Raw genomic sequence first — 21,700 nt, 5'->3', positions numbered from 1 at the left:
GGTTACGCTCCCTTCGCTGGAACGACCTGGAGGTACACCAGGGTCAGGATGAGGTTGGCGAAGAAGAGCAGCAGGAACGTGATGACCACGGTCTGATTCACTGCCTCGCCGACGCCCTTGGGTCCGGGGTTGGGGTTGAGCCCCTTGTAGGAGGCGATGATGCCCGCGATCAGTCCGAAAATTGCCGCCTTGGCTTCGGCGACATAGAGATCCGGCAGCTGCGCCAGCGCACCGAACGACGCCAGGTACGCGCCGGGAGTACCGCCCTGCAGGATCACGTTGAAGAAGTAGCCACCCGCGATACCGACCACCGATACCAGGCCGTTGAGCAAGAGCGCGATGAGGATCATGGCCAGCACGCGCGGAACGATCAAGCGATGCACCGGGTCGATCCCCAGCACGCGCATCGCGTCGATCTCCTCACGGATGGTGCGCGATCCCAGGTCGGCGGTGACGGCCGATCCTGCGGCACCGGCAACCAGCAGCGCTGTGACCAACGGCGAACCCTGCTGAATGACCGCGAGCACGCTGGCCGCACCGGTGAACGATTCGGCACCGAGCTGCTTGATCAGCGAACCGGTCTGCAGCGAGACGACAGCGCCGAAAGGAATGGCGACGAGTGCCGTCGGCAGAATTGTCACGCTGGCGATGAACCACGCCTGCTCGATGAACTCGCGGAACTGGAACGGCCTACGAAAGGTGTTCCGAACGACGTCCACGAGTAGTTCGACGATATTGCCGGCTTGTGTCAGAGCGGCGTTCGCTGGAGCGAACGCGGACTTCTTCGATCCCGCCATGTCTGCTATTGACCCCGACCTTGCGTAGGAGCTTGGTAGCCCTGTTGATCATGACTCTGGCCGTAGCCTTGCTGGTCATAACCCTGCTGGCCGTATCCCTGCTGGCCGTATCCCTGCTGGTCGTATCCCTGCTGGTCGAAACCCTGCTCGTCGTAGCCCTGCTGGCCGGCGTAGGCGGGATACTGCTGACCGGGATCGGTGGTATCGAGGCTTTCCTGGATGGCGACCTGTGCGTTCTGCGGCAGCGTGTGCATGATCTGGCGCACCCGCTCCTGCCTACGACCGACGGCTTGGCGCACCGGAGTTCCGGGGGTCGCCTTCATCTGCGGCACGATGCCTTCCACGTCATCGACGCCACCGGCGTGGTGCCCGGCGTCGACGAGCGCCTGCTCGTGCGCCATCTGCGCCTCGTCCTTCTCCTCCGACATGCCGATCGGGCCGATCATCGTTCCGTTGAGGAACTGCTTGACCACCGGCTCATCGCTGGTGAGGAGCACCTCGCGTGGGCCGAACATGACCAGCTGGCGACGGAAGAGCATGCCGATGTTGTCGGGCACCGTACGAGCGAGGTTGATGTTGTGCGAGACGATCAGGATCGTGGCATCGATGTTGGCGTTGATGTCGATCAGAGTCTGCGAAATGTACGTGGTACGAACGGGATCGAGGCCGGAGTCGGGCTCGTCGACGAGAATGATCTCGGGATCGAGCACCAAGGCGCGGGCGAGACCGGCGCGCTTGCGCATACCACCGGAAATTTCGCCGGGCAGCTTGTCTTCGGCACCGAGCAGACCCGTCAGTTCGAGCTTCTCCATGACGATCTTGCGGATGTCGGACTCGGACTTCTTCGTGTGCTCGCGAAGCGGGAACGCGACGTTGTCGTAGAGGTTCATCGAACCGAACAGCGCGCCGTCCTGGAACAGCACCCCGAACAACTTCCGGATCTCGTAGAGCTCACGGGAGGAGCACTGCAAGATATCGGTTCCGTCGATGAAGATCTTGCCCTCTTCGGGACGCAACAGGCCGATCAGAGACTTCAGGAAGACCGACTTACCGGTACCGGAAGGACCGAGGAGCGCACTGACTTCACCCTTCGGCAGCGTCAACGTCACGTCCTGCCAAATCTTCTGAACACCGAACGACTTGGTCAATCCTTCGACCGAAACCTCGACTCCCACGCTGACCTCCACAATTCGTACACATCGACCCGGATGTGGGTTGCGTCACTGTATCCCATGCAGGTGTCCGCACCGACACGGGAGCTTACCGCCCAGTAAGAACTTCCCCGAGTCAGGCTGTAGAGCTTGCATCAGTGTGGCTCATCTCACGCGACACGGTCGGCGACTCGCCAGAACTGTGACAAGTACCAGTCGCGAAGCGCTGTGAGAGACCACAAGTGAACCCAACCGAAACCTTTCGACATGCTTCAGACTTCGGCGAAGTCGAGTAAACAGGGACGGGAAGCTGGTGTCACGCGATCTCACAGAGTCAGTGATCGATCACAACGACACACTCGATGCCGGGCCTTCGAACACAGAAAGGGGCCGTTCCCACCGAGGTGGGAACGGCCCCTTCTGCACTCGTTTTCAGAGCGCGAAGTGCGACTGCAACGAGGCGGTCTTACTTGACGGAGATCTTTGCGCCGGCAGCTTCCAGCTTCTCCTTGGCAGCCTCGGCTGCGTCCTTGGCGACCTTCTCCAGGATTGCCTTCGGAGCGCTCTCGACGAGGTCCTTGGCTTCCTTCAGGCCGAGGCCGGAGACGACCTCACGGACAACCTTGATGACCTGGATCTTCTTGTCGCCGGCCGACTCGAGAACGACGTCGAACTCGTCCTGCTCTTCAGCAGCCTCGGCGGGGGCAGCGCCGCCGCCTGCAGCAGCAACGGCGACGGGGGCAGCTGCGGTGACCTCGAAGGTCTCCTCGAATGCCTTCACGAACTCGCTGAGCTCGAGGAGGGTGAGCTCCTTGAACTGGTCGAGCAATTCTTCGGTGCTGAGCTTCGCCATGGTGGCGGGTCCTTCCTGTAAGTACCTGGCCGCTGATCCGCGGCATGGTGTGGGATTGAGCTGTTCGCTAATGCCAGCGGATCAGCTTTCGGCGGGAGCTTCCGCCGGTGCTTCTGCTTCTGCAGGTGCCTCGGCTGCGGCGGGTGCGCCGGCAGCCTTCTTCTCCTGCAACGCGAACGCCAGACGCGCGAACTGCGATGCGGGAGCGTTGAACAGGCCTGCAGCCTTCGACAAGTTGCCCTTCATGGCGCCGGCGAGCTTGGCCAACAGGATTTCGCGCGACTCGAGGTCCGCGATCTTGTTGATCTCGTCCACGGACAGCGTTGCGCCGTCCATGTAGCCGCCCTTGACGATCAAGGCCTTGTTGTCCTTCGCGAAGGCCTTGATGGCCTTCGCAGCGTCGACCGGCTCGCCCTTGATGAATGCAATGGCGGTCGGTCCGACGAACAAATCGTCGAGGCCGGTGATACCGGCCTCGGCAGCTGCGCGCTTGACCAGGGTGTTCTTGGCGACGGAGTACGTGGCACCTTCGCCGAGCGCACGCCGGAGCTGAGTCAGACCGGACACCGACAGACCACGGTATTCCGTGACGACGGCAGCCGTCGAACCCTTGAACTGTTCGGTGATCTCCGATACTGCTGAGACCTTTTCGGGCTTTGCCATACTTCGCCTCCTCTCGTGGGAAGTTGCGTCGATCGCGAGAGGGCCGGAAAACGACGAACGCCCCGGCGCAAGAAGCACACGGGGCGTGAACGAGCAGACAGCCACGAGGACTGCAGACAGGTTCCCTACCTCGTTCTCCTGCGTGGGCCGTCCGACATGATCTCGGACCTTCAACCGCGCAACTCCCGGAAGTGAATCCTTCGAGAAGGCGGTGACCAACGGTCTTGGGTAGAACTTGATTGGGCGGTCTGGACCGAAGTGCGAGCACTCGTGATCCGAACCGTCGACCAGGTTACAACATCCTCCGCGTCAACTCCAAAACGCTGGGCTATTGCCGCACTCCGTAGACGACGAGGTTGCGCTCGTAGCTGCCCACGGAGGCGTCGAAGTCGCCCGAGCACGTGATCAGCCTGAGCTCGTCGGTGGGCACCGCCCCGAAGACCTGCACCGTCGGAAACTCCGCTTTGCCGTAGTCGCCGATCCGATCGACGCGGTAGTCGACTCGACCACCCGTCCCGTCCCCGACCGTCACCAGATCTCCCGGTCGAAGCTCGGACAACCGATCGAACACCGCCGGACCGGTCGTGGAATCCACGTGCCCGGCCAGCACGGTAGGACTACCGATCACGCCCGGTCTGCCGCCGCCGGTGAACCACCCGACGTCGTCGTAGTCGCTCGGCACCTCCATCTCGCCGTTCTCGGTGAGACCCAGGCCGATCAACGGCTCGTCGAGGTCGATGGCCTCGACGGTGAGCCGGGTCGGTGCCTGCGCCGCGGAATCCGCCGTCGGACCAGGTCCCGGCGAATCTCCCGCGGTCGAGGACTCGGTCGGTGGTGCGGCGGGTGTTGGTGCGGCGGGTGTTGGTGCGGCGGGTGTTGGTGCGGCAGATGGTGGCGGTGCGGACGTACAGCCCGTCACCACCACCACTGCCGTCACAGCAACCAGGAGCCGAGATCTCAGCTGCGTGCCGTTCCGCTGCGGCGAGCAACCAACGTCACTCCCGCGATCGCCATCGCGCCGAGCGCCGCTGCGCCGATTACGGGCACTGCATTACCGGAGGCCGAATCGGACGCCGCGGCCAGAGCCGAGCCTCCGCCTCCGGTGGCGACGGAGCCGACCGGAATCTGCGTCAGCTGTCCGCGCACTGCTCCGGCCGAGAAGTCGACGGTGTGGGTGTCGGCCGCGAAGCCCGCTGGATTCGCTTCGATCTGGTCCAGCGTGAATCCGGTTCCACTGTCCGCGTCGGCACCGGCCGGCGTCAGGCCGGTGGTGAACGGTCCCTGCATGCAGCCGGTGCTCGAACGTGGGCCGTCACCGATCGGCGTCGGGTTCGGGAACGCCAGACGCGGAGGTCCCGCAGCACCGGCCGCCGCCTGGTGGATGTGCGTGGCGGTCTTGGCCGGGCTCATGTAGTCACCGGTGACTCCGTCGAGCGCGATGTCGTAGCAGATGATGTCGAGGTCGGAATTGATACGGAGAGTGAACGTGCCCGTCGCGCCCGGCTGGCCCGGAGTGGCAACGCCATCGCCGTTGAGCACCTGATCGGGAGTTGCCATCGCGGTGAAAGCACTGGTGAACGAATCCGGTTCGGCAACGGGGGTATCGGCACCGGCCGGGGCCGCCGTGAACAGCATCAGTGCTGCGGCTGTGCCGCCGACGACTGCGGTGGCGGTGCCGCGGGCGGACAGTGCCGGGCGATTGATCGAGCGTCTGGTCATCTCGTGGGCCTTCCGTGGGAGTATCGGGCAGGCGAGCCCGTGCAGAGGTGTACGACGGTCGATGCCACGATGTTCAAAATTCGGTAAAGAAATACTCCAGTCTCGGATATGAACGTCCGGGCGTCCGTCGACGTAGTCACTGTCATGAGCATCGGGAGCGTGATCGAACTGCACTTCGACGTCGCTGCCGCGTACGACGAGCACGCGTCGGCCATGCTCGGGTTCGCCGTCAACGCTCTCCGCGACAGAACTCTCGCCGAGGATTGCGTCCAGGAGACCTTTTTTCGGGCATGGCGAGCGCGGTCCCGGTTCGAGCCGAATCGCGGGTCGCTGCGAACGTGGCTGTTCGCCATCGAACGCAACGTGATCATCGATGTTCAGCGGTCGTTGACAAGGATGCCGATGCCGGCCTCGGACCGGATCGAGGACATCGATCGGGAGCCGGCCGGGGTCACGCGCGACACCAGCCCCGACGTCGACGAGCGACTGCGCATCATCGCCGCGCTCGCCCTTCTCTCTCCCGATCACCGGCAGGTCGTCGTCGCGGTGCACCTGGCGGGAACCACCTATGCGGAACTGTCCGAGTCGACGGGCGTTGCCGTACGAACATTGCGCACTCGCGCCTTCTACGCACTGAGGGCGCTGCGAGACCATCTCGACGGACAGGAGGAAGCATGAACGCCCGAGACGATCGCCGAGCCGAACTCATCGCCGCTGCCGTCGGCGACGACCTCGACGCCACCGAGGCCGCAGAACTTCGCGAACTCGCATCGTCCGATCCCACCGTCGACACCGACATCGCCGAACTGCGCGCGCTGACCGGGACTCTCGGTCGTCGCGGTCCGACCGAACCGTGGCTCGAACTTTCGACGTCACCCGAACTCCGCGCACGGGTTCTGGGTGCCTCACCCGACTCTGCGTGGCCACCCCAGCGAACACGTGGACCGCGCAGGTCGGCCGGCCTGGCGGCCGCCGCCGCGATCGTGGGGCTGGTCGTCGGCAGCGGCGTCGTGCTCGGTATCGATGCCTCTCGACCGCAACCCGAGGATCCACCGGCCGCGATCACCGGACCTCCGGGAACCCTGGGTGCCTACGAACAGGTGGCGTTCACCACGAGCATGCCGAGCGTGGACATCGAGGGCGGCCTCGTTGCGCACACGTGGGGCACCGAGACGTTCCTCGACATGGACGGCGTGACCGATCGAGGCCCGTACGAGGTCGTCCTCGTCGATCGGTGGGGCACCGAACTCCCGTCCGGCACGTTTCTCGGTAGCGACGTCACCATCGAATGCCGCATGAACGCGGCAGTACTTCGCGGCGACGTCACCGAGATCGAGATCCGCGGCGCGGACGGCTCGCTGCTGGCGTCGGCTCAGTTGCCGACCACCTGACGATTCCGCGTACCGGGCCACCAGTTGCGCTCGCCGAAGAGCTTCATCATCGCCGGCACCAGCATCATGCGTACCAGCACCGCGTCGAACAACACCGCGATGGCAAGAGCGAAGCCGAACTGTTTGAGTTCGAGCACGTCTGCGGTGAGGAAGCTGGCGAACACGGCGATCATGATCGCGGCGGCGGCGGTGATCGGCCTGGCGGTGTGTTCGATGCCGTCGACGACGGCCACGTCGTTGCTCGCTCCCCGCACGAACACTTCTCGCATGCGGCCGATGAGGAACACCTCGTAATCCATCGACAGACCGAAGACCACGGCGAACACCGTCACGGGTAGATACACCTGGATGTACCCCGGGCTCTCGAAACCGAGAATGCTCGAACCCCAACCCCATTGGAAGACGGCGACGGTGGCACCCAGAGCTGCCCCGGTGACCAGCAGGTTCATGGCGACTGCCTTGAGCGGGATCACCACACTGCGAAACACGACGGCCAAGTAACAGAGGGAGAAGGCCAGTACCGCGGCGACGACCCAGACGAACTTGCCGGAGATCTCCTCGGAGGCGTCGACCACCAGCGCGGTGGTACCGCCCACGGACACGCTGGTGCCGTCTGCTTCACCGGCGAGAACTGCCTGAGAACGCAGGGTTCCGACGAGATCGGCGGCCTCCGTCGAGTCGATCGGGACCGACGGGACCACGATCAGCAACGACCGGCCGCCCTCGGGCTGCGCCAACGCGTAGGCGACGCGATCGTCTCCGCGCACGGAGTTCGCGAACGCGTCGACCGTGGCGATCTGCTGCGGTCTCAATGGACTGTCGTCCTCGCCCGTGAACACGATGGTGATGGGCGAGATGGTACCGGGCGCGAACTTCTCGGTCAGGACCGTGTTGGCTCGTCCGGACGGTTCCGCGCTGAGCGCCTCGGCACCGAGGTCGACTCCGTACGAGATCGAACCGATGGGAACCAGGCAGACGATGAGGACGGCGGCGGATGCGACCGTGTAACGCCAGGGGCGCTCGATGACGTGCTGCGCCCACCGTGACCACCACGTGGGTACTGCGGCGTCGTGCTCGTCGACCGAGGGAGGTTGGAATCGTCGCGGCAGTGACCATGCCCCGATACGCGTTCCCAGTACTGCGAGGATCGCAGGCAACAGGGTCCACGCGACCACGACGACGGTGGCGATGGTGAGCGCGACGACCAACGAAATGCTCTGCACCGCGGGGACATCGACGATCGCGAGGGCTCCGAGTGCGATCAACACGACCAGACCCGAGATGACGATGATGTGTCCGGCGGTGCCCATGGCCGCCCCCACCGCGCGCTCGGTCCGGTCCGGATGGTCACCGGGTCCGGCCCGCCCGATCTCCTCCCGGAATCGACTGACGATGAAGAGCGCGTAGTCGATTCCCAGACCCAGACCGAACATCGCCGCCACCGTGGTGACGAGAACATCGAAGGTCATCACGTTGGACAGCAACGCGAACATGCCGAACGCCGCCAGCACTCCGATCCCGGTGGTGACCAGCGGCACGATGCCTGCGACCACGGAACCCAGCGCCAGAACCAGCACCACGAAAGCGATGGGCAGACCGATGCTCTCGGCCCGCACGGCGTCCTCGGATTCGACGCGGGTGAGATCGACGGTCATCGGCGAGTAGCCCGTCACCGCCACCTCGACGCCGTCGCCGGACGCCCCGCCGATCATCTCCTGCACGCGTTCGGCCACTGCGATCCGATCGCTGGCCTCTCCGCCGATGCCGACGAATGCGAGCGCCGAGGTCCCGTCGGCGGAGATCGTCGGGACGAATCCTGCGCTCTCGTAGGGGTCGACGACACGCAGTACGTCCGGTGACTGCCTCAGTGACGAGACGACCTCGGCCACCCGTGCGCGAAAGGCCGGGTTCCGGCTGTCCACCGAATCCGAGGTGAACGTGACGACGAGCTGTTCCGAGCCGAAGGACTCGAAATGCCGCTCGACCAGTTGGTCGGCACGGCTGGATTCGGTTCCGGGAACGGAGAAGTTGGCTCCCACCAGGGAATTCTGCAGCGCTGGGTACAGAATCGCGGATCCCACCGCCAGCAGCGTCCAGATCGCCAGCACCACCCAGCGCCGCCGAGCGACCAGTCGGCCCCACCGGTCGCCGATGTTTCCCCTGCTCACCTGCGGGTCGATTCGCGAGATCGTATCGGTCATCTACGTCAACTCCCGGCTGAAGATGCGGTACGTGCGGTGCGGAGCGAGCTTCGTCCGGGACAGGACCGAGCCCTTCATCCACGGACTGTCGTCGAGCACGGGAGCCGCTTCCACACGAGTGAACCCGAGGTCACGCATGCGCACCGACATCTCCATGATCAGCAGAGAGGACACGGCTCGATCGGGGCAATCGGGATCGACGAAGAGCATGTCCACCCGTACGCCGTCGATGACCTCGGTGCGCCCCGGACGCTTGACGTGCCACAGCGTCACCAGGTCTCGCGCCCAGCGCGACTTCAGGTGCGACGCCTTCGCGGCGGCCTGATTGACGTCCGGGATTCCCATCAGAAAGCCGACGGGCTTACCGTCGAGTTCGGCCAGCAGGGTGAGCCGACGGTCGATGACCGGAAGCATCATCTTCAGCAACTCGAACAGCTCCGTGTAGGACAGCGGCGAAAAGCCCCAGAAGTTCACGAACGTCTTGTTGTACAGATCCCGCACGATGCGCGCGTCGCGTCGCAGCGTCCGGTATTTCATCGACCGGAACGTCACCTCGGATCGCGCCTTGATCTTCTCGAAGATCTGCATGTGCCGCGCGTATTTGGGGTCGTTGTAGATGATGCACGGGTCGTCGAAAAGGTAACTGTAGAAGTCCTTGACCGCCATCAGCCCCCACTTCTCGAAGTGGGCCGCGTAGTAGAGCGGATTGTGCGGCATCCCCACCAGGGGCAGCGCCGGGACCTCGTCGACGACGATGCCTGCGCTGTAGAACATCGACGGACCGAACGGCCCGGATATCGTCTCGAGTCCGCGCGCCGAAAGCCATTGCGCCGCAGCGTCGAGCAGCGCTTCGGCGACGTCGTGATCGTCGACCGCCTCGTAGAAGCCGAAGAACCCGATCGGCTCCCCCGTGTACTCGGTGAACGACAGATCGTGGATGGCCACGACGCGCCCGACGGCAATCCCGTTCTCGCGGGCCAGGAATGCCTTCGTGACGCGGGTTGCGGCGACCGAGGGCGGCGGTGCGATGAGAATTCGGCCCAGATCCATCGGCTCGTCGGGTAGGCGGTACGGATCGCCCTGGTAGACCAGGTCCGAGACGGACTCGAATTCACGCCAACCGGCTTTGCCGTCGACCTCTTCGATGGTGATCATCGTTCCTCCTCGCTCGGTTGACTGCCGTCGACGAGGATCGGTGAACGCGCCACCGTCGTCTCGCCGGCGAACACGTAATTGCCTGGCCGGACAGTGATCTCGTCGACGAGTGCGTCGGGCACGAACACGTCGCACTGAGAACCGAAGCGGATCATCCCGTACTGCTCGCCGCGCTCGACGGTGTCACCGACGGCGACGTGCGCAACGATGCGGTCGACCCAGAGATCGGCAATCTGTGTCACCGTCACCACGGCACCGGACTCGTGCTCGACCGAGATGGTGAGCCGCTCGTTGGTGAGCAGGTAGTCGCAGCCCTCGTCGTAGGGAGTGCGCCGGGTCAACAGGTTCGCACCGACTCTGGCCATCGACTTGTTGAACGGTGCCGCGGACCGATGACGACGCATGCCGATGGTGCCCGATACCGGAATTCGGTTGCGGTGCACCGAATATTCGGACATGTAGATCCCGATCAGGTAGCCGCTGGCGGTCGAGCCGACTCCGGCGATCTCGTCGAGGACGATCGTCCGCCCCTTCTTGACGGCGAACGCGGCACTGCCCGCCTCCACGCGCTTGACGTACGTGACGAACCCGTCGGCCGGAGCGAGCACCGCCCGCGGATCGGCCGGCGGTTCGCGGTGCGGATCGCGGAAGAAGAACCGGGTCCGCCAGTACACGAACAGCGCGAAGAGAGCTGCCGGCACCGCAGCGAGGCCGAGTACCCACCGACACCACGACATCAGCTGTGCCGCTGTCCGTCGACGCTCTCCGACCAGGTCACGAACGCATCCGCTGCCCGGTTCCGCACCGGGCCGGGCAGCAGTCCGATCAGCCCACACACCACGTAGAAGCCCAGCGAGAGAACGCCGTTTATCACCTCGCGGCCGATGGGTACGTCCCGTAAGCGCACCGAAGTGGGTTCGAATCCGTCCGCCACGTCAGTTGACGGCGGCGGGCGTGAGCGTCTTGAGCTGTGCTTTCTCGAAATAGAGCTCGAACAGTCGGCGGTGGTCGCACCACGAGACGTCGTGATCGAGGGGCAGGATCGCCTCGGGCTTGTGCACCAGGCGCATGAGCTGATCGATGTTGTCGGCCAGCATCGTCTCGGCGAAACGAGGAGAGATGCGCACGCTGACACGCTCCTTGAACTCCTCCCAGCTCACCAGATCGAGCCCGAGCAGCTCGGCGTAGAGGTCGTGCCCGTATCCGGTGGGATTGCTCGGCAACAGCCTCGTCAGAGGATGACTGCGCAGCGAATTGCTGGCCATGACGTCGCACATCACGTCGACCGGGACGTAGTTCATGCCCGGGCCGTCCCAGATGGCACCGGCTGCGATCGCCAGTTCGATAATGCGCCAGAAGCTGTACACGCGACCGGGATCACGGCCGAGCTCGGTGCTGCCGAGGATGTACGGAGCCTCGCACAGAGTGACGGAGTAGGTGTCCGACATCGACAGCCATCCGAGCAGAGTTGCGTTGACCCACTTCATCTGCGCGTATCCGGAGTACCACCACGAGTCGGGACGACGGAAGTCCTCGGGCTTCTGATAGAGGTGGGCACCGATGCTGCCCACGTACGTCAGGTGCTTACGGGCGGAGGTGATGCTGAATTCCAGGATGCGCAGCACGCTGACGAACCAGTCGTCACGCAATTCGGCATAGCTCTCGGTGTAATCGGTGGAGCTGGCGCAGTTAAAGATCTGTCCCACTCCGGCAGCCAGGTCGTAGTAGGCGGCCTTGTCGAGGCCGAACCGGAACGTCGTGGGAGTGCCTTCGACGATGCGAATCTTGTCGGCGTCGACCTCGATCTCGTACTGGTCGAAGGTGCGCTGCAGGCGCTCGAACGCCGTCTCCTCCTCGGTGGGGCGCACCATCGCATAGACGACCTCGACGGCGGAATCACGAGTGAGGCGGCCGATCAGGTGCGCGCCGAGGAATCCGTTGGCTCCGAACACCAGCGCCGAGTCGGTGCGCGGCGGTGCCATGCTCGCCACCCGGCGGCGGGTGTCCTCGTCGACGAACGGCCGCAACGCGGTCGGATCACCGTTGCTCAGAGCGACGACGTCGGCGTACTTGCCGGCGAAGCGAAGCCCCGGGCATTCGCTGGTGATCAGTGCATCCGCGTGCGGCCAGATCGGACGCAACGAACCATCTCCGAACAGTGCTTCTACGTGCATTCTCGCTCCCCTGCAACGATCGGTGTCCCATGTCACTTCGGACCGGCAGAACGTAGCAATTTCGAGGGCTCGAGATCGGGTGACCAGGAAAGTCTGGTACGCCCCATAGCGTGGCTCAACTTTTGTTGAGAGGGTTCCCAACACAACACAGTCGAACGTGCGAATTATTGGAGCAAACTACGACCGATTCGCGTTCCTCGGGACAAACAGGGTCGTTCGACGGTCTAATCGACGTTCATGACTGCCGTGGCGCCCCACCCCCTACTGCAACCCGTACGCGACCCCAGCGGCGGCGACGCGGCAGCGGCGTGGGCGGCGATCGTGCGCGAGGAACCGCGGTATCCGCGAGTGTCGGTATCGGCGAACGTTCGTATCCCGATGAGCGACGGCACAGCGCTGCGCGCGTACGTCGTCCGCCCCGCCGACGCATCGGGTGAGGCGGTGACGGGGAGTTTTCCCACCGTCCTGAACCTGACGCCGTACAACAAGCTGCTGATCAAGAGCATCGACACGATCCTCGAGACCCCAGTTCTCGGTCGTGCGATCAGAGCCTTCTCGTCCGCGTTCGACCTCACCGGAACCCGTTTCGACGGCATCACCGAGATCACCCGAGTGGTTGCAGGCGGGGCGGCGGACCTGCTGTCGGTCAACCGGCACCTCGTCCGCAGCGGGTACGTTCAGATGATCGTCGACGTCCGCGGCACCGGCAGTTCCTCGGGCACCTGGGACGTGCTGGGCACCCGCGAACAACTCGATTCCCTCGAGGTGATCGACTGGGCCCGACGCCAGTACTGGTGCAACGGCAGGGTGGGAATGGCCGGCATCTCGTACTCGGCGATCAACGCGCTGCAGGCCGCAGCCAAGCAACCCGCCGGACTCGACGCGATCTTCGCCGTCGAGGGCTCGGTGGACATCGTCCGAGAAATCTTCGCAACCGGAGGGGCCACCTCGGCGTTCATCCCGCTGTGGCTCACCGCCGTCAACGCATTGAAGTGGGCACCGGCCATCGGCGGCATCGACACGTTCATCTGGCTCCGCGATCGCACCCTGTCCCCCGCCACCAACCTATTCGATCTGGCCAAAGGCTTTGTCACAGGACAAGATTCACGAATCTACGACGACGAGTACTACGACACCATCGACGCCGCCATCGAGGACATCGCCGTGCCGACATTCTTGTACGGCTGCTGGCACGACATCTTCGGCGGCTCCGCGCCCGACATCTACAACCGGCTGTCCCTCGAACGCGGATCGAAGCAGTTGCTCGTCGGTGACGGGTACCACGGCAACCCCGGAATCGGGTTCGGCGAACCGGGCTTTCCACCGCGTCTCGATGTGCTCGAGCGAGCCTGGTTCGACAAGTGGCTGCGCGACATCGACAACGGAATCGAGAACTACGGCCCCGTCACGTTGCGTCAGCAGGGCGGCAATTGGACTGCGCACGGCCGCTTTCCGGCTCCGCGGGCGCAGCCACACAGGCTGTACCTGTCGGCGACGCCCTCGGGAACGGCAGCCCACGCCGTCGCCGACGGCAGCCTCACGACCGAACCGGCCACGTCCCGCGACATCCTGACGGTGCGGCCCTCGTTGCGGGCCGTCGTCTCGCGTGACACCACCCAGGTACTCGCCGGCGTGACGGCAGTGTTGGGGGGCGGATTCACTTACGACAACCGGTTCGCCGAAGGTGCCGCAGTCACCTTCACCACCGGCCCGGCCGAGTCGGACGCCGTTCTGTCCGGTCCGATGAATCTGCATCTCCGGGTGGTCTGCCACGCGCGGGAAGCATTGTGGACCATCATGATCTGCGACGTCGCCCCGGACGGCACCTCGACCGTACTCAGTAACGGCGCACTGCTCGCCTCGCGCCGAGCCGTGGACGACGAGCGTTCGCTGTTCGCTCCCAACGGCGACTACACCCGGCCGTACCACCCGCTCACCGAGGCTGCACTGCTGCCGGTGCCCGTCGGCACACCCATCGTTCTCGACATCGACATCCTCACCACCGAGGCCGTGATCGCCACTGGTCACCGCCTCCGGGTCGACGTGTTCGCCACCGACACACCACGGTTCATCCCGATCCTGCCGGATCTGGTGCGTACGCGACTGCGCAAACAGGACATCAGCATCGACCCACAGGATCCGAGCTACCTGGTGGTGCCGATACTGGGTGAGCCGGGCTGGTAGGAACGACACCATGAGAATCGAACAAGGCATCGCGCCGGCGAACTCCGTCGAGATCGCGTACGAGGACATGGGTTCGGTGGACGATCCCGCGGTCCTGCTCATCATGGGCCTGTCCGCGCAATTGACGTTGTGGCCCATGGATTTCTGTACCCGCCTCGTCGATGCAGGATATCGAGTGATCCGGATCGACAATCGCGACATCGGGCTGTCCACGAAGATGACCGGGCAGAAGGTGCGGGGATCCCAGATCCTCCGAATGATCCGACACGAGCTCGGGATGTCTTCCGACGTGCCCTACACGATCGTCGACATGGCCGCCGACGCCGTAGGAGTACTCGATCACCTCGGCATCGATACCGTGCACGTCGTCGGTGCATCGATGGGCGGCATGATCACTCAGGTCTTCGCCGGTAGTTACCCCGAACGAACCGAATCGGTGGGCATTCTCTTCTCGAGCACCAACGAGCCGTTCCTGCCTCCGCCGGACCCACGCGCCCTGCTGCCCCTGCTCGGTGGCGTCGGGAAGGACGCCACGAAAGAGGAAATCATCGCGCATTCGGCAAAGACGTTGTCCACCATCGGCTCTCCCGGCTTCCGCACTCCGCTCGAGGAACAACTGGAGATTGCGCAGGTGATGTACGAGCGGAACTACAACCCCTCGGGCGTCGTACGGCAGATGGCTGCGATCACCGGCACCGGCAGCCTGCGGCCGTACGCGAAGAAGATCACCGCGCCGACCACCGTCATTCACGGGACCGCCGACAGACTGGTCCGACCCTCGTGCGGCAAGGCCATCGCCCGCGCCGTTCCCGGAGCCGAGCTGACGCTGATCGACGGTATGGCCCACGACCTACCCGCAGCATTGCTGGACCGCATCAGCGGCATCATCCTGGCCAACTTCGCCCGCGCGAAGGTTGCCTAGAGCATCGGTGGGCCACGACGAAGGCCGGCCTCCCACGGGGAGACCGGCCTTCGTTTTGAGCTGAGAAGAGATTACGCGTTCGCGTCGTCCTCGAGGAGGTTGCGCGTACGGTTCGGATCGACCTGGACGCCGGGTCCGGTGGTGGTCGAGACGGTGACCTTCTTGACGTAACGACCCTTGGCCGACGACGGCTTCGCACGCAGGATCTCGTCCAGCGCTGCGCCGTAGTTCTCCACCAGCTTGGTCTCGTCGAACGAGGCCTTGCCGATGACGAAATGCAGGTTGGCCTGCTTGTCGACGCGGAAGTTGATCTTGCCGCCCTTGATGTCGTTGACGGCCTTGGTCACATCGTTGGTGACCGTGCCCGTCTTCGGGTTCGGCATCAGACCACGCGGTCCGAGGACACGGGCGATGCGGCCGACCTTGGCCATCTGGTCGGGGGTGGCGATCGCGGCGTCGAAGTCCAGGAACCCGCCCTGGATGCGCTCGATCAGATCTTCTGCACCAACGACGTCGGCTCCTGCTGCCTCGGCTTCAGCAGCCTTCTCACCAGCGGCGAAAACAATAACCCGAGCGGTCTTGCCGGTGCCGTGGGGAAGGTTGACGGTGCCGCGCACCATCTGGTCTGCCTTGCGAGGGTCGACGCCGAGTCGCACTGCGACCTCGACGGTGGGATCGAACTTGCTCGACGCGGTCTCCTTGGCCAGCTTGGCGGCCTGGAGGGGAGAGTAGAGGTTGTCCTGATCGATCTTCGCGGCCTGCTCGAGGTAGGCCTTACTGCGCTTTGCCATGTCTTACTGTCCTTCGTTCGAGTTCAGAGTGGTTGACGAGCCTGGCCGGCTCTCCCACGTGTGATGCTTGGAGAGGCTGAAAATCAGCCTTCGACCGTGATGCCCATCGAGCGAGCAGTGCCGGCGATGATCTTCGCGGCCTGATCGATGTCGTTGGCGTTGAGGTCTTCCTGCTTGGTCTTGGCGATCTCGCGCACCTGATCCATGGTCACCTTGGCGACCTTGGTCTTGTGCGGCTCGCCGGAGCCCTTTGCCACGCCTGCAGCCTTGAGCAGCAGCTTGGCAGCGGGAGGAGTCTTGAGCTTGAAGTCGAACGTACGGTCCTCGTAGACCGAGATCTCGACCGGCACGACGTTGCCGCGCTGCGACTCGGTCGCGGCGTTGTACGCCTTGCAGAACTCCATGATGTTGACGCCGTGCTGACCCAGTGCTGGGCCGACGGGCGGTGCCGGGTTGGCGGCACCGGCCTGGATCTGAAGCTTGATGATCCCGGCTAGCTTCTTCTTCTTCGGGGGCATTTCTTTTTCCTTGTATTCGCTCGGGTTTCTTGCGGTTGCTACTGCAAGTCTGTGCGCGCGGCTTCTAGATCTTGGAGACCTGGGTGAAGCCGAGCTCGACCGGGGTTTCACGGCCGAAGATCGATACCAGCACCTTGAGCTTCTGCTGCTCGGCGTTGACTTCGCTGATGCTGGCGGGGAGCGTCGCGAACGGGCCGTCCATGACGGTGACCGACTCGCCGACCTCGAAGTCGACCTCGATGGTGGGCTTGGACGTGGTGTCGCCGCCCTGCTCGGTTGCGCCTGCGGTCGCTTTCGCGTCCTTCTTGGCACCTTCCTGCGGCATGAGGAACTTGACGACCTCGTTGATGGTCAACGGCGACGGGCGTGACGTCGCACCGACGAAGCCGGTGACACCGGGGGTGTTGCGCACCGCTCCCCAGGACTCGTCGTTGAGTTCCATCCGGACGAGGATGTAACCCGGCAACACCTTGCGGTTGACCTGCTTGCGCTGGCCGTTCTTGATCTCGGTGACCTCTTCGGTGGGAACTTCCACCTGGAAGATGTAGTCGCCGACGTCGAGGTTCTGCACACGGGTCTCGAGGTTGGCCTTGACCTTGTTCTCGTATCCGGCGTAGCTGTGGATGACGTACCAGTCGCCGGGAGCCCGGCGCAGAGCCGCCTTCATCTCGGCGACGGGATCCTCGGGCTCGGCAGTGACGTCGGCGTCTGCAGTGACATCGGCATCGGCGGTCTCGCCGTCTTCGGCGGGTGCGTCCTCACCGGCGGCAGCGGCAACGTCGGCCTTGATGGCTTCGTCGGTCTCGCGGTCCTGAGCGGCCTGCTCCGCTTCGAGGCCCTGCTTGGTCGCCTCGACATCGGCGTCGAATGCGGCCACTTCGGTGGCGTCGTTGTGCGGCGTGCTCACGTCAGCACCCTTTCTCTAGTTTCCTGCTCGGTTCGATCGTCGAAAAGTCTCGGCAGCCGTCTCGGTCAGCCGAACAGCCAGCCGACGCCCCTGAGGAACAACACGTCGAGGCCGCTGATGTACGCGACCATGAACGCCAGAAAGACGAGCACGACGCTGGTGTAGGTGACCATCTGCTTCTTGTTCGGCCAGATGACCTTGCGCAGCTCGGCAACGACCTCACGGAAGAACTGCAGCAACCGCAGAAAAACGTTCGGCCGCTTGTCCGTCTTGGTCTTGCCCGGACGTTCCCTACCGGAGTTCGCTTTGGCCGGCGCGGTCGACGACTTGGTCATCGACACCCCGGCACTGCTGCGGGACCTGCTCGACGATCGCTTGCCGGTGGGTACCGCCGCACCTGCAGCGGCATCACCGGTGGACGTGTCAGCGTCAGAAGGACGGCCCTCGGAGCCAGGTACGACGTCGTCTGGGGTCGAAGAGTCCTCGAACTCCCCCGATCGACCGTCGCGCTTACCGCGCTCCTCGCTCACGTCGTTCCTCTCAGTTGCTGACACCTTGGGCAGGGGCGACAGGACTTGAACCTGCAACCTACGGTTTTGGAGACCGTTGCTCTACCAATTGAGCTACGCCCCTTCGGCCGAAACTTCTCGGCCGTTCTGGTGTCCATCCGGCTGTGCACGGTCCACGCTCACCTTCTCAGGAGGACGCGGGCAGCGCGGAGCGCCGGATTACCCCAGAAATCTCAGTGTACTGCACACCCTTCGGAACAGATAAATCCCGTGCTCCCGGCAGGAAACGGTCCCGGCTGCCAACTGCTTCTGCCGGATCGACATGGTCAGGCCAAGCGAACCGTGGCGGTCGCTCGCCCGAAGATCTTCTTGCCCGCGGACTTCGCGACGATGGCAACAGTCGCAGTTCGCGTCTGGGCGTCCACGGATTTGATCTTGCCGGTGAACTCGACCTGCGCTGCGGAATCGGCCGAGACGTACACCGGCGTGGTGAAGCGCACGTTGTACTCGGTGACCGCACCCGGGTCGCCCAGCCACGATGTGACGAAGCCAGCGCCGAGACCCATCGTGAGCATTCCGTGCGCGATCACGTTGTCCAGCCCAGCCAGTTCGACTACCTCGTCGCTCCAGTGGATGGGGTTGGGATCGCCGGAAACGCCGGCGTAGTTCACCAGGTCGCCGCGGGTCAGTGACACGATCCGCTCGGGCAGCTCGTCGCCGACGGACACGTCGTCGAAGCTACGAAGCGCCATGCCGGATCACTTCCTTGACCGCGTGGGCGATGTTCTGGTCGATCTCCCCACCGGTACGCGCCACGATGGTCGTCCAGGTGGTTTGCACGAGGTCACCGTTCTGATCGGTGATGATGTTCTTGGTCGTCATGATGTCGCTACCGCTCATCTGCCGAAACGACTCGAGGTAGACATCGCAGAAGATGCGGTCGCCGACCTGGATCGGGCGGTGGAATTCGAGCCGCTGATCGGTTTGCAGAATCTGGCTCGGGTCGTAACCGGTGATGACCTCTTGCAACATCCGGGTCTGCGACATGATGCCGAGCAGGGAAACGAACGTCAGGGGCGCGATGAGACCGTCGTACCCGAGGCCTTTCGCCGCTGCCTCGTCGTGATGCGCGGGATGAGAATCCTGGACGGCACGCGCATACTCCCGGACCTTCTCGCGGCCGACCTCGTAGAAGTCCTCGACGCGAAAATGAGAACCGACCATGGACGCCGCATGTGCGGACGCATCCATGGTCGGTTCGTTGTGTGAAGCCTGTGACACGGGAAAGTCAACCTTTTCTACCCTGGACGCAAAAGCCGTTAGGGGTAGAGATTACGACCTAACGCCGGGCGCCGACTGGAGATCGGAACTGCGAACCAGCGAGCCGTGAAACCTAGCGAGATTCGCGGTGAGCCCGGTGCGTTCCGCAGTTGGAGCAGAACTTCTTCAGCTCGATGCGGTCGGGATCGTTGCGACGATTCTTCTTGGTGATGTAGTTGCGGTGCTTGCAAACCTCGCAGGCCAAGGTGATCTTGGGCCGCACATCGGTGGAGGAGGCCACTGGACGCCTACTTTCGGGTAAATCTGATCTGGGTCAATCAGGACTGTTCATGCGTGCTACTTGCCGTGCTTGCCTACTGTGTAGCGGTGACCGGACTTGAACCGGCGACGCAACGATTATGAGTCGTTTGCTCTACCAACTGAGCTACACCGCCTCAGGTGCTCATCGTCCACCATCCCACGAAGGGAGGTCGGCGTCGAGCCATCCAATCCAGCGAGCCCCCTAACGGAATCGAACCGTTGACCTTTTCCTTACCATGGAAACGCTCTACCGACTGAGCTAAGGGGGCGGGATCAGCACGTGCGTTGCCGTGCGCTGAAGCCTTCAAGAGGTTACACATTCGGAGCGCCGACTACCAAATTGCGTGGTCAGCGAGCCGTTCATGCCCCTCTCACATGGAAACCCCAGCGAGAGAAATCCTCGCCGGGGTTCCAGGTGTGGCAGATGTAGGATTCGAACCTACGTAGGCATAAGCCGACGGATTTACAGTCCGCTCCCATTGGCCGCTCGGGCAATCTGCCGTGTTGCGATCGAAGTCCATGCTGGTCTTCGGCGCGGTGAGAAGAATACAACGAACGTCCCCCTGGAACGCAAACCGGGTGGATACGGTCGGTAGCGGGCCGATAAAGTCCCTGCAGGATGTGGGCGAACATCATCACCGCATCAAATATTCGATTCGACTGGAGAGTGTGAGAAGTGGCTGATTCGTCCTTCGACGTAGTGAGCAAAGTCGACCGCCAGGAAGTGGACAACGCTCTGGGACAAGCCGCGAAGGAGCTGGCGACCCGCTTCGACTTCCGCGGATCCGACACCAGCATCGAATGGTCCGGTAGCGGCGAGGCCGAGACCATCGTCATCACGTCCGAGTCCGAGGAAAAGGTCAAAGCCGCCCTGGACGTGTTCAAGGAAAAGCTGATCCGGCGGGACGTGTCGCTCAAGGCCTTCGAGACCAACGACCCGGCCGCGTCGGGCAAGGTCTACAAGGTCACCGGCAAGCTCGTGCAGGGCATCAGTACCGAGAACGCCAAGAAGATCTCGAAGAAGATTCGGGACGACGGCCCCAAGGGCGTCAAAGCGCAGATTCAGGGCGACGAGCTGCGCGTGAGCAGCAAGAAGCGCGACGACCTCCAGGCCATCCAGCAGCTGCTCAAGAACGAGGACTTCGGGATCGCTCTGCAGTTCGTCAACTACCGATAATGCCTTCGGCAGTGGTGTGCTCGAGTGCCCCAGGAGGCACTTAAGCACACCACTGCTCGGCACTACGGCCGGTGGCCGGCCATCCGTTCGAGTCGCTCGATACGGTCGGCCATCGGCGGGTGGGTGGCGAACAGCGCACCCGCCTTGTCGCCGATCCGGAAGGGATTGGCGATCATCAGATGTGACTCCGCGGCCAGCCGCGGCTCGGGTGGCAGCGGTGCCACCTGCACTCCGTGCTCGAGCTTTCGGAGCGCCGACGCCAGCGCCAGCGGATCACCGGTCAGTTCGGCTCCGGACTGGTCGGCCTGATACTCACGCGAACGAGAGACCGCAAGGCGAACCAGGCTGGCGGCAATGGGCCCCAGCATCGACACCAGCAGTAGCGCGAGCGGATTCGCTCCCCCACTGCCGCGTCCACCGAAGACGTTCGCGAAGAAGGCCAGGTTCGCCAGGCCCGAGATGACCGACGCCATGGCACCGGCAACCGAAGAGATCAGAATGTCTCGGTTGTAGACGTGGGACAGTTCGTGCCCGAGCACCGCGCGTAGTTCCCGTTCGTCGAGGATCCGCAAGATGCCGTCGGTGCAGCACACCGCTGCGTTGCGCGGGTTACGTCCGGTGGCGAACGCGTTGGGATTGTTGGTCGGGCTCACGTACAGCGCAGGCATCGGCTGATGAGCCGCCGTTGCCAATTCGCGCACGATCCGGTACATCGCCGGCTGCTCGATCTCGGTCACCGGCACCGCGTGCATGGACTTCAGAGCCATCTTCGCGCTGTTGAAATACGCATAGCCGTTGACGCCGACCGCCAGCACGATCGAGCCGACCAGGATGGTCGAGTTACCGAACAGCGAGCCGATGAAGACGATGAGTGCAGACATTCCGACCAGCAGGCCGAACGTCTTCGCACCGTTGGCGTAACTGTTCATCGTGGCGAGCGCCTCCTCGTACCGGGTGTTCCTACCCGATGCAACGAATACACCCCGACCTGCAGTTCCCGCCTACAG

24 protein-coding genes and 4 tRNA genes are annotated in these 21,700 nt (G+C 63.8%); 5 read left to right on the top strand and 23 right to left on the bottom strand.

All coding sequences use genetic code 11. The annotated features are described in order from the left end of the window. Positions 1 to 2: 2 nt before the first annotated feature. From ACIGGF_RS09000 to ACIGGF_RS08975, 6 genes are all read right to left on the bottom strand, one after another. Entirely contained in the window at positions 3 to 797 is a 795-nt protein-coding gene (locus tag ACIGGF_RS09000; protein ID WP_397521020.1) for an MlaE family ABC transporter permease, read from the bottom strand. A 5-nt stretch (positions 798 to 802) separates the two neighbouring features. Then, positions 803 to 1,972 carry an ABC transporter ATP-binding protein gene (locus ACIGGF_RS08995; RefSeq protein ID WP_397521019.1) on the bottom strand — a complete coding sequence of 390 codons (1,170 nt, stop codon included), beginning with the start codon at positions 1,970 to 1,972 and terminating at the stop codon, positions 803 to 805. A 442-nt stretch (positions 1,973 to 2,414) separates the two neighbouring features. Beyond that, positions 2,415 to 2,801, bottom strand: coding sequence for a 50S ribosomal protein L7/L12 (gene rplL, locus ACIGGF_RS08990; protein ID WP_057475236.1), 387 nt, complete (start codon positions 2,799 to 2,801; stop codon positions 2,415 to 2,417). 81 nt (positions 2,802 to 2,882) lie between these two features. Beyond that, positions 2,883 to 3,464, bottom strand: a complete 582-nt coding sequence (gene rplJ / locus ACIGGF_RS08985) for a 50S ribosomal protein L10 (protein ID WP_032380459.1) — start codon at positions 3,462 to 3,464, stop codon at positions 2,883 to 2,885. A 328-nt stretch (positions 3,465 to 3,792) separates the two neighbouring features. Continuing rightward, positions 3,793 to 4,401, bottom strand: coding sequence for a class F sortase (locus ACIGGF_RS08980; RefSeq protein WP_397521018.1), 609 nt, complete (start codon positions 4,399 to 4,401; stop codon positions 3,793 to 3,795). A 20-nt stretch (positions 4,402 to 4,421) separates the two neighbouring features. Next, positions 4,422 to 5,183: a CHRD domain-containing protein gene (locus ACIGGF_RS08975; RefSeq protein ID WP_397521017.1), complete on the bottom strand. Its 762-nt coding sequence runs from the start codon at positions 5,181 to 5,183 to the stop codon at positions 4,422 to 4,424. A 144-nt stretch (positions 5,184 to 5,327) separates the two neighbouring features. Here ACIGGF_RS08975 and ACIGGF_RS08970 point away from each other — a divergent pair, with 144 nt between their 5' ends. Together ACIGGF_RS08970 and ACIGGF_RS08965 are read left to right on the top strand one after the other, a co-directional pair. Further along, entirely contained in the window at positions 5,328 to 5,861 is a 534-nt protein-coding gene (locus ACIGGF_RS08970) for an RNA polymerase sigma factor (protein WP_397521016.1), read from the top strand. Then, positions 5,858 to 6,574 carry a hypothetical protein gene (locus ACIGGF_RS08965; protein ID WP_397521015.1) on the top strand — a complete coding sequence of 239 codons (717 nt, stop codon included), beginning with the start codon at positions 5,858 to 5,860 and terminating at the stop codon, positions 6,572 to 6,574. The genes ACIGGF_RS08970 and ACIGGF_RS08965 overlap by 4 nt, the downstream gene beginning before the upstream one ends. On the opposite strand, the gene ACIGGF_RS08960 is transcribed toward ACIGGF_RS08965, so the two are convergent. The 5 genes from ACIGGF_RS08960 to ACIGGF_RS08940 are packed head-to-tail and all read right to left on the bottom strand — an operon-like array spanning position 6,556 to position 12,104. Next, entirely contained in the window at positions 6,556 to 8,775 is a 2,220-nt protein-coding gene (locus ACIGGF_RS08960; protein WP_397521014.1) for an MMPL family transporter, read from the bottom strand. The two genes, ACIGGF_RS08965 and ACIGGF_RS08960, sit on opposite strands and share 19 nt — an antisense overlap. Further along, entirely contained in the window at positions 8,776 to 9,930 is a 1,155-nt protein-coding gene (locus tag ACIGGF_RS08955) for a hypothetical protein (RefSeq protein ID WP_397521013.1), read from the bottom strand. Beyond that, on the bottom strand, positions 9,927 to 10,631 hold the full coding sequence (locus ACIGGF_RS08950; protein WP_397521012.1) for a phosphatidylserine decarboxylase: 705 nt from the start codon (positions 10,629 to 10,631) through the stop codon (positions 9,927 to 9,929). Before ACIGGF_RS08950 ends, ACIGGF_RS08955 begins: the two co-directional genes overlap by 4 nt. 35 nt (positions 10,632 to 10,666) lie before the next feature. Continuing rightward, on the bottom strand, positions 10,667 to 10,864 hold the full coding sequence (locus ACIGGF_RS08945) for a serine/threonine protein phosphatase (RefSeq protein WP_397521011.1): 198 nt from the start codon (positions 10,862 to 10,864) through the stop codon (positions 10,667 to 10,669). A 1-nt stretch (position 10,865) separates the two neighbouring features. After that, positions 10,866 to 12,104 (bottom strand): SDR family oxidoreductase, encoded by a 1,239-nt coding sequence (locus ACIGGF_RS08940; protein ID WP_397521010.1) that lies wholly within the window; start codon positions 12,102 to 12,104, stop codon positions 10,866 to 10,868. A 237-nt stretch (positions 12,105 to 12,341) separates the two neighbouring features. Between ACIGGF_RS08940 and ACIGGF_RS08935 the strand changes: the two genes are divergently transcribed. Then, positions 12,342 to 14,288, top strand: a complete 1,947-nt coding sequence (locus ACIGGF_RS08935) for a CocE/NonD family hydrolase (protein WP_397521009.1) — start codon at positions 12,342 to 12,344, stop codon at positions 14,286 to 14,288. 10 nt (positions 14,289 to 14,298) lie between these two features. Beyond that, a complete protein-coding gene (locus tag ACIGGF_RS08930) occupies positions 14,299 to 15,210 on the top strand; it encodes an alpha/beta fold hydrolase (protein WP_397521008.1) in 912 nt (303 codons plus the stop codon). A 71-nt stretch (positions 15,211 to 15,281) separates the two neighbouring features. Here the strand turns inward: ACIGGF_RS08930 and rplA are convergent, their stop codons facing one another. From rplA to ACIGGF_RS08875, 11 genes are all read right to left on the bottom strand, one after another. Beyond that, complete coding sequence (gene rplA / locus ACIGGF_RS08925) at positions 15,282 to 16,001, bottom strand: 50S ribosomal protein L1 (protein ID WP_341245277.1); 720 nt, start codon at positions 15,999 to 16,001, stop codon at positions 15,282 to 15,284. 83 nt (positions 16,002 to 16,084) lie between these two features. Then, positions 16,085 to 16,519, bottom strand: a complete 435-nt coding sequence (gene rplK / locus ACIGGF_RS08920; RefSeq protein ID WP_008713829.1) for a 50S ribosomal protein L11 — start codon at positions 16,517 to 16,519, stop codon at positions 16,085 to 16,087. Between the two features lie 64 nt (positions 16,520 to 16,583). After that, a complete protein-coding gene (nusG, locus tag ACIGGF_RS08915) occupies positions 16,584 to 17,426 on the bottom strand; it encodes a transcription termination/antitermination protein NusG (protein WP_397521007.1) in 843 nt (280 codons plus the stop codon). Positions 17,427 to 17,491: 65 nt separating this feature from the next. Next, complete coding sequence (gene secE / locus ACIGGF_RS08910) at positions 17,492 to 17,956, bottom strand: preprotein translocase subunit SecE (protein ID WP_397521006.1); 465 nt, start codon at positions 17,954 to 17,956, stop codon at positions 17,492 to 17,494. Positions 17,957 to 17,986: 30 nt separating this feature from the next. Further along, a tRNA-Trp gene (locus ACIGGF_RS08905) sits at positions 17,987 to 18,059 on the bottom strand. A 202-nt stretch (positions 18,060 to 18,261) separates the two neighbouring features. Beyond that, entirely contained in the window at positions 18,262 to 18,687 is a 426-nt protein-coding gene (gene hadB, locus ACIGGF_RS08900) for a (3R)-hydroxyacyl-ACP dehydratase subunit HadB (protein ID WP_397521005.1), read from the bottom strand. Next, positions 18,674 to 19,186, bottom strand: coding sequence for a (3R)-hydroxyacyl-ACP dehydratase subunit HadA (gene hadA / locus ACIGGF_RS08895; protein ID WP_397521004.1), 513 nt, complete (start codon positions 19,184 to 19,186; stop codon positions 18,674 to 18,676). The genes hadB and hadA overlap by 14 nt, the downstream gene beginning before the upstream one ends. Positions 19,187 to 19,328: 142 nt before the next feature. After that, positions 19,329 to 19,496 (bottom strand): 50S ribosomal protein L33, encoded by a 168-nt coding sequence (gene rpmG / locus ACIGGF_RS08890; protein ID WP_027498281.1) that lies wholly within the window; start codon positions 19,494 to 19,496, stop codon positions 19,329 to 19,331. Positions 19,497 to 19,577: 81 nt separating this feature from the next. Continuing rightward, a tRNA-Met gene (locus ACIGGF_RS08885) sits at positions 19,578 to 19,650 on the bottom strand. A 62-nt stretch (positions 19,651 to 19,712) separates the two neighbouring features. Beyond that, positions 19,713 to 19,785, bottom strand: a tRNA-Thr gene (locus tag ACIGGF_RS08880). Between the two features lie 149 nt (positions 19,786 to 19,934). After that, positions 19,935 to 20,017, bottom strand: a tRNA-Tyr gene (locus ACIGGF_RS08875). A gap of 175 nt (positions 20,018 to 20,192) precedes the next feature. Here ACIGGF_RS08875 and ACIGGF_RS08870 point away from each other — a divergent pair. Continuing rightward, positions 20,193 to 20,693, top strand: coding sequence for a YajQ family cyclic di-GMP-binding protein (locus ACIGGF_RS08870; protein ID WP_135041210.1), 501 nt, complete (start codon positions 20,193 to 20,195; stop codon positions 20,691 to 20,693). A 62-nt stretch (positions 20,694 to 20,755) separates the two neighbouring features. Here the strand turns inward: ACIGGF_RS08870 and htpX are convergent, their stop codons facing one another. Continuing rightward, positions 20,756 to 21,622, bottom strand: coding sequence for a zinc metalloprotease HtpX (htpX, locus tag ACIGGF_RS08865; protein WP_397521003.1), 867 nt, complete (start codon positions 21,620 to 21,622; stop codon positions 20,756 to 20,758). Positions 21,623 to 21,700: the final 78 nt, after the last annotated feature.

The organism is Rhodococcus sp. NPDC078407 (assembly GCF_044542515.1).
Classification (GTDB): Bacteria; Actinomycetota; Actinomycetes; order Mycobacteriales; family Mycobacteriaceae; genus Rhodococcoides.
Note: the sequence above shows the minus strand (reverse complement) of the source record. Positions and strands in the feature narration are given on the sequence as shown.

Bases quoted from the DNA above. Each gene is read 5' to 3' on its own strand.
- hadA (WP_397521004.1), bottom strand. From the start codon at position 19,186: ATGGATGCGTCCGCACATGCGGCGTCCATGGTCGGTTCTCATTTTCGC.
- ACIGGF_RS08975 (WP_397521017.1), bottom strand. From the start codon at position 5,183: ATGACCAGACGCTCGATCAATCGCCCGGCACTGTCCGCCCGCGGCACC.
- rplK (WP_008713829.1), bottom strand. From the start codon at position 16,519: ATGCCCCCGAAGAAGAAGAAGCTAGCCGGGATCATCAAGCTTCAGATC.
- ACIGGF_RS08935 (WP_397521009.1), top strand. From the start codon at position 12,342: ATGACTGCCGTGGCGCCCCACCCCCTACTGCAACCCGTACGCGACCCC.
- ACIGGF_RS08940 (WP_397521010.1), bottom strand. From the start codon at position 12,104: ATGCACGTAGAAGCACTGTTCGGAGATGGTTCGTTGCGTCCGATCTGG.
- ACIGGF_RS08960 (WP_397521014.1), bottom strand. From the start codon at position 8,775: ATGACCGATACGATCTCGCGAATCGACCCGCAGGTGAGCAGGGGAAAC.
- ACIGGF_RS08970 (WP_397521016.1), top strand. From the start codon at position 5,328: ATGAGCATCGGGAGCGTGATCGAACTGCACTTCGACGTCGCTGCCGCG.
- ACIGGF_RS08930 (WP_397521008.1), top strand. From the start codon at position 14,299: ATGAGAATCGAACAAGGCATCGCGCCGGCGAACTCCGTCGAGATCGCG.
- ACIGGF_RS09000 (WP_397521020.1), bottom strand. From the start codon at position 797: ATGGCGGGATCGAAGAAGTCCGCGTTCGCTCCAGCGAACGCCGCTCTG.
- rplJ (WP_032380459.1), bottom strand. From the start codon at position 3,464: ATGGCAAAGCCCGAAAAGGTCTCAGCAGTATCGGAGATCACCGAACAG.
- rplA (WP_341245277.1), bottom strand. From the start codon at position 16,001: ATGGCAAAGCGCAGTAAGGCCTACCTCGAGCAGGCCGCGAAGATCGAT.
- hadB (WP_397521005.1), bottom strand. From the start codon at position 18,687: ATGGCGCTTCGTAGCTTCGACGACGTGTCCGTCGGCGACGAGCTGCCC.
- ACIGGF_RS08965 (WP_397521015.1), top strand. From the start codon at position 5,858: ATGAACGCCCGAGACGATCGCCGAGCCGAACTCATCGCCGCTGCCGTC.
- htpX (WP_397521003.1), bottom strand. From the start codon at position 21,622: ATGAACAGTTACGCCAACGGTGCGAAGACGTTCGGCCTGCTGGTCGGA.
- ACIGGF_RS08955 (WP_397521013.1), bottom strand. From the start codon at position 9,930: ATGATCACCATCGAAGAGGTCGACGGCAAAGCCGGTTGGCGTGAATTC.
- rplL (WP_057475236.1), bottom strand. From the start codon at position 2,801: ATGGCGAAGCTCAGCACCGAAGAATTGCTCGACCAGTTCAAGGAGCTC.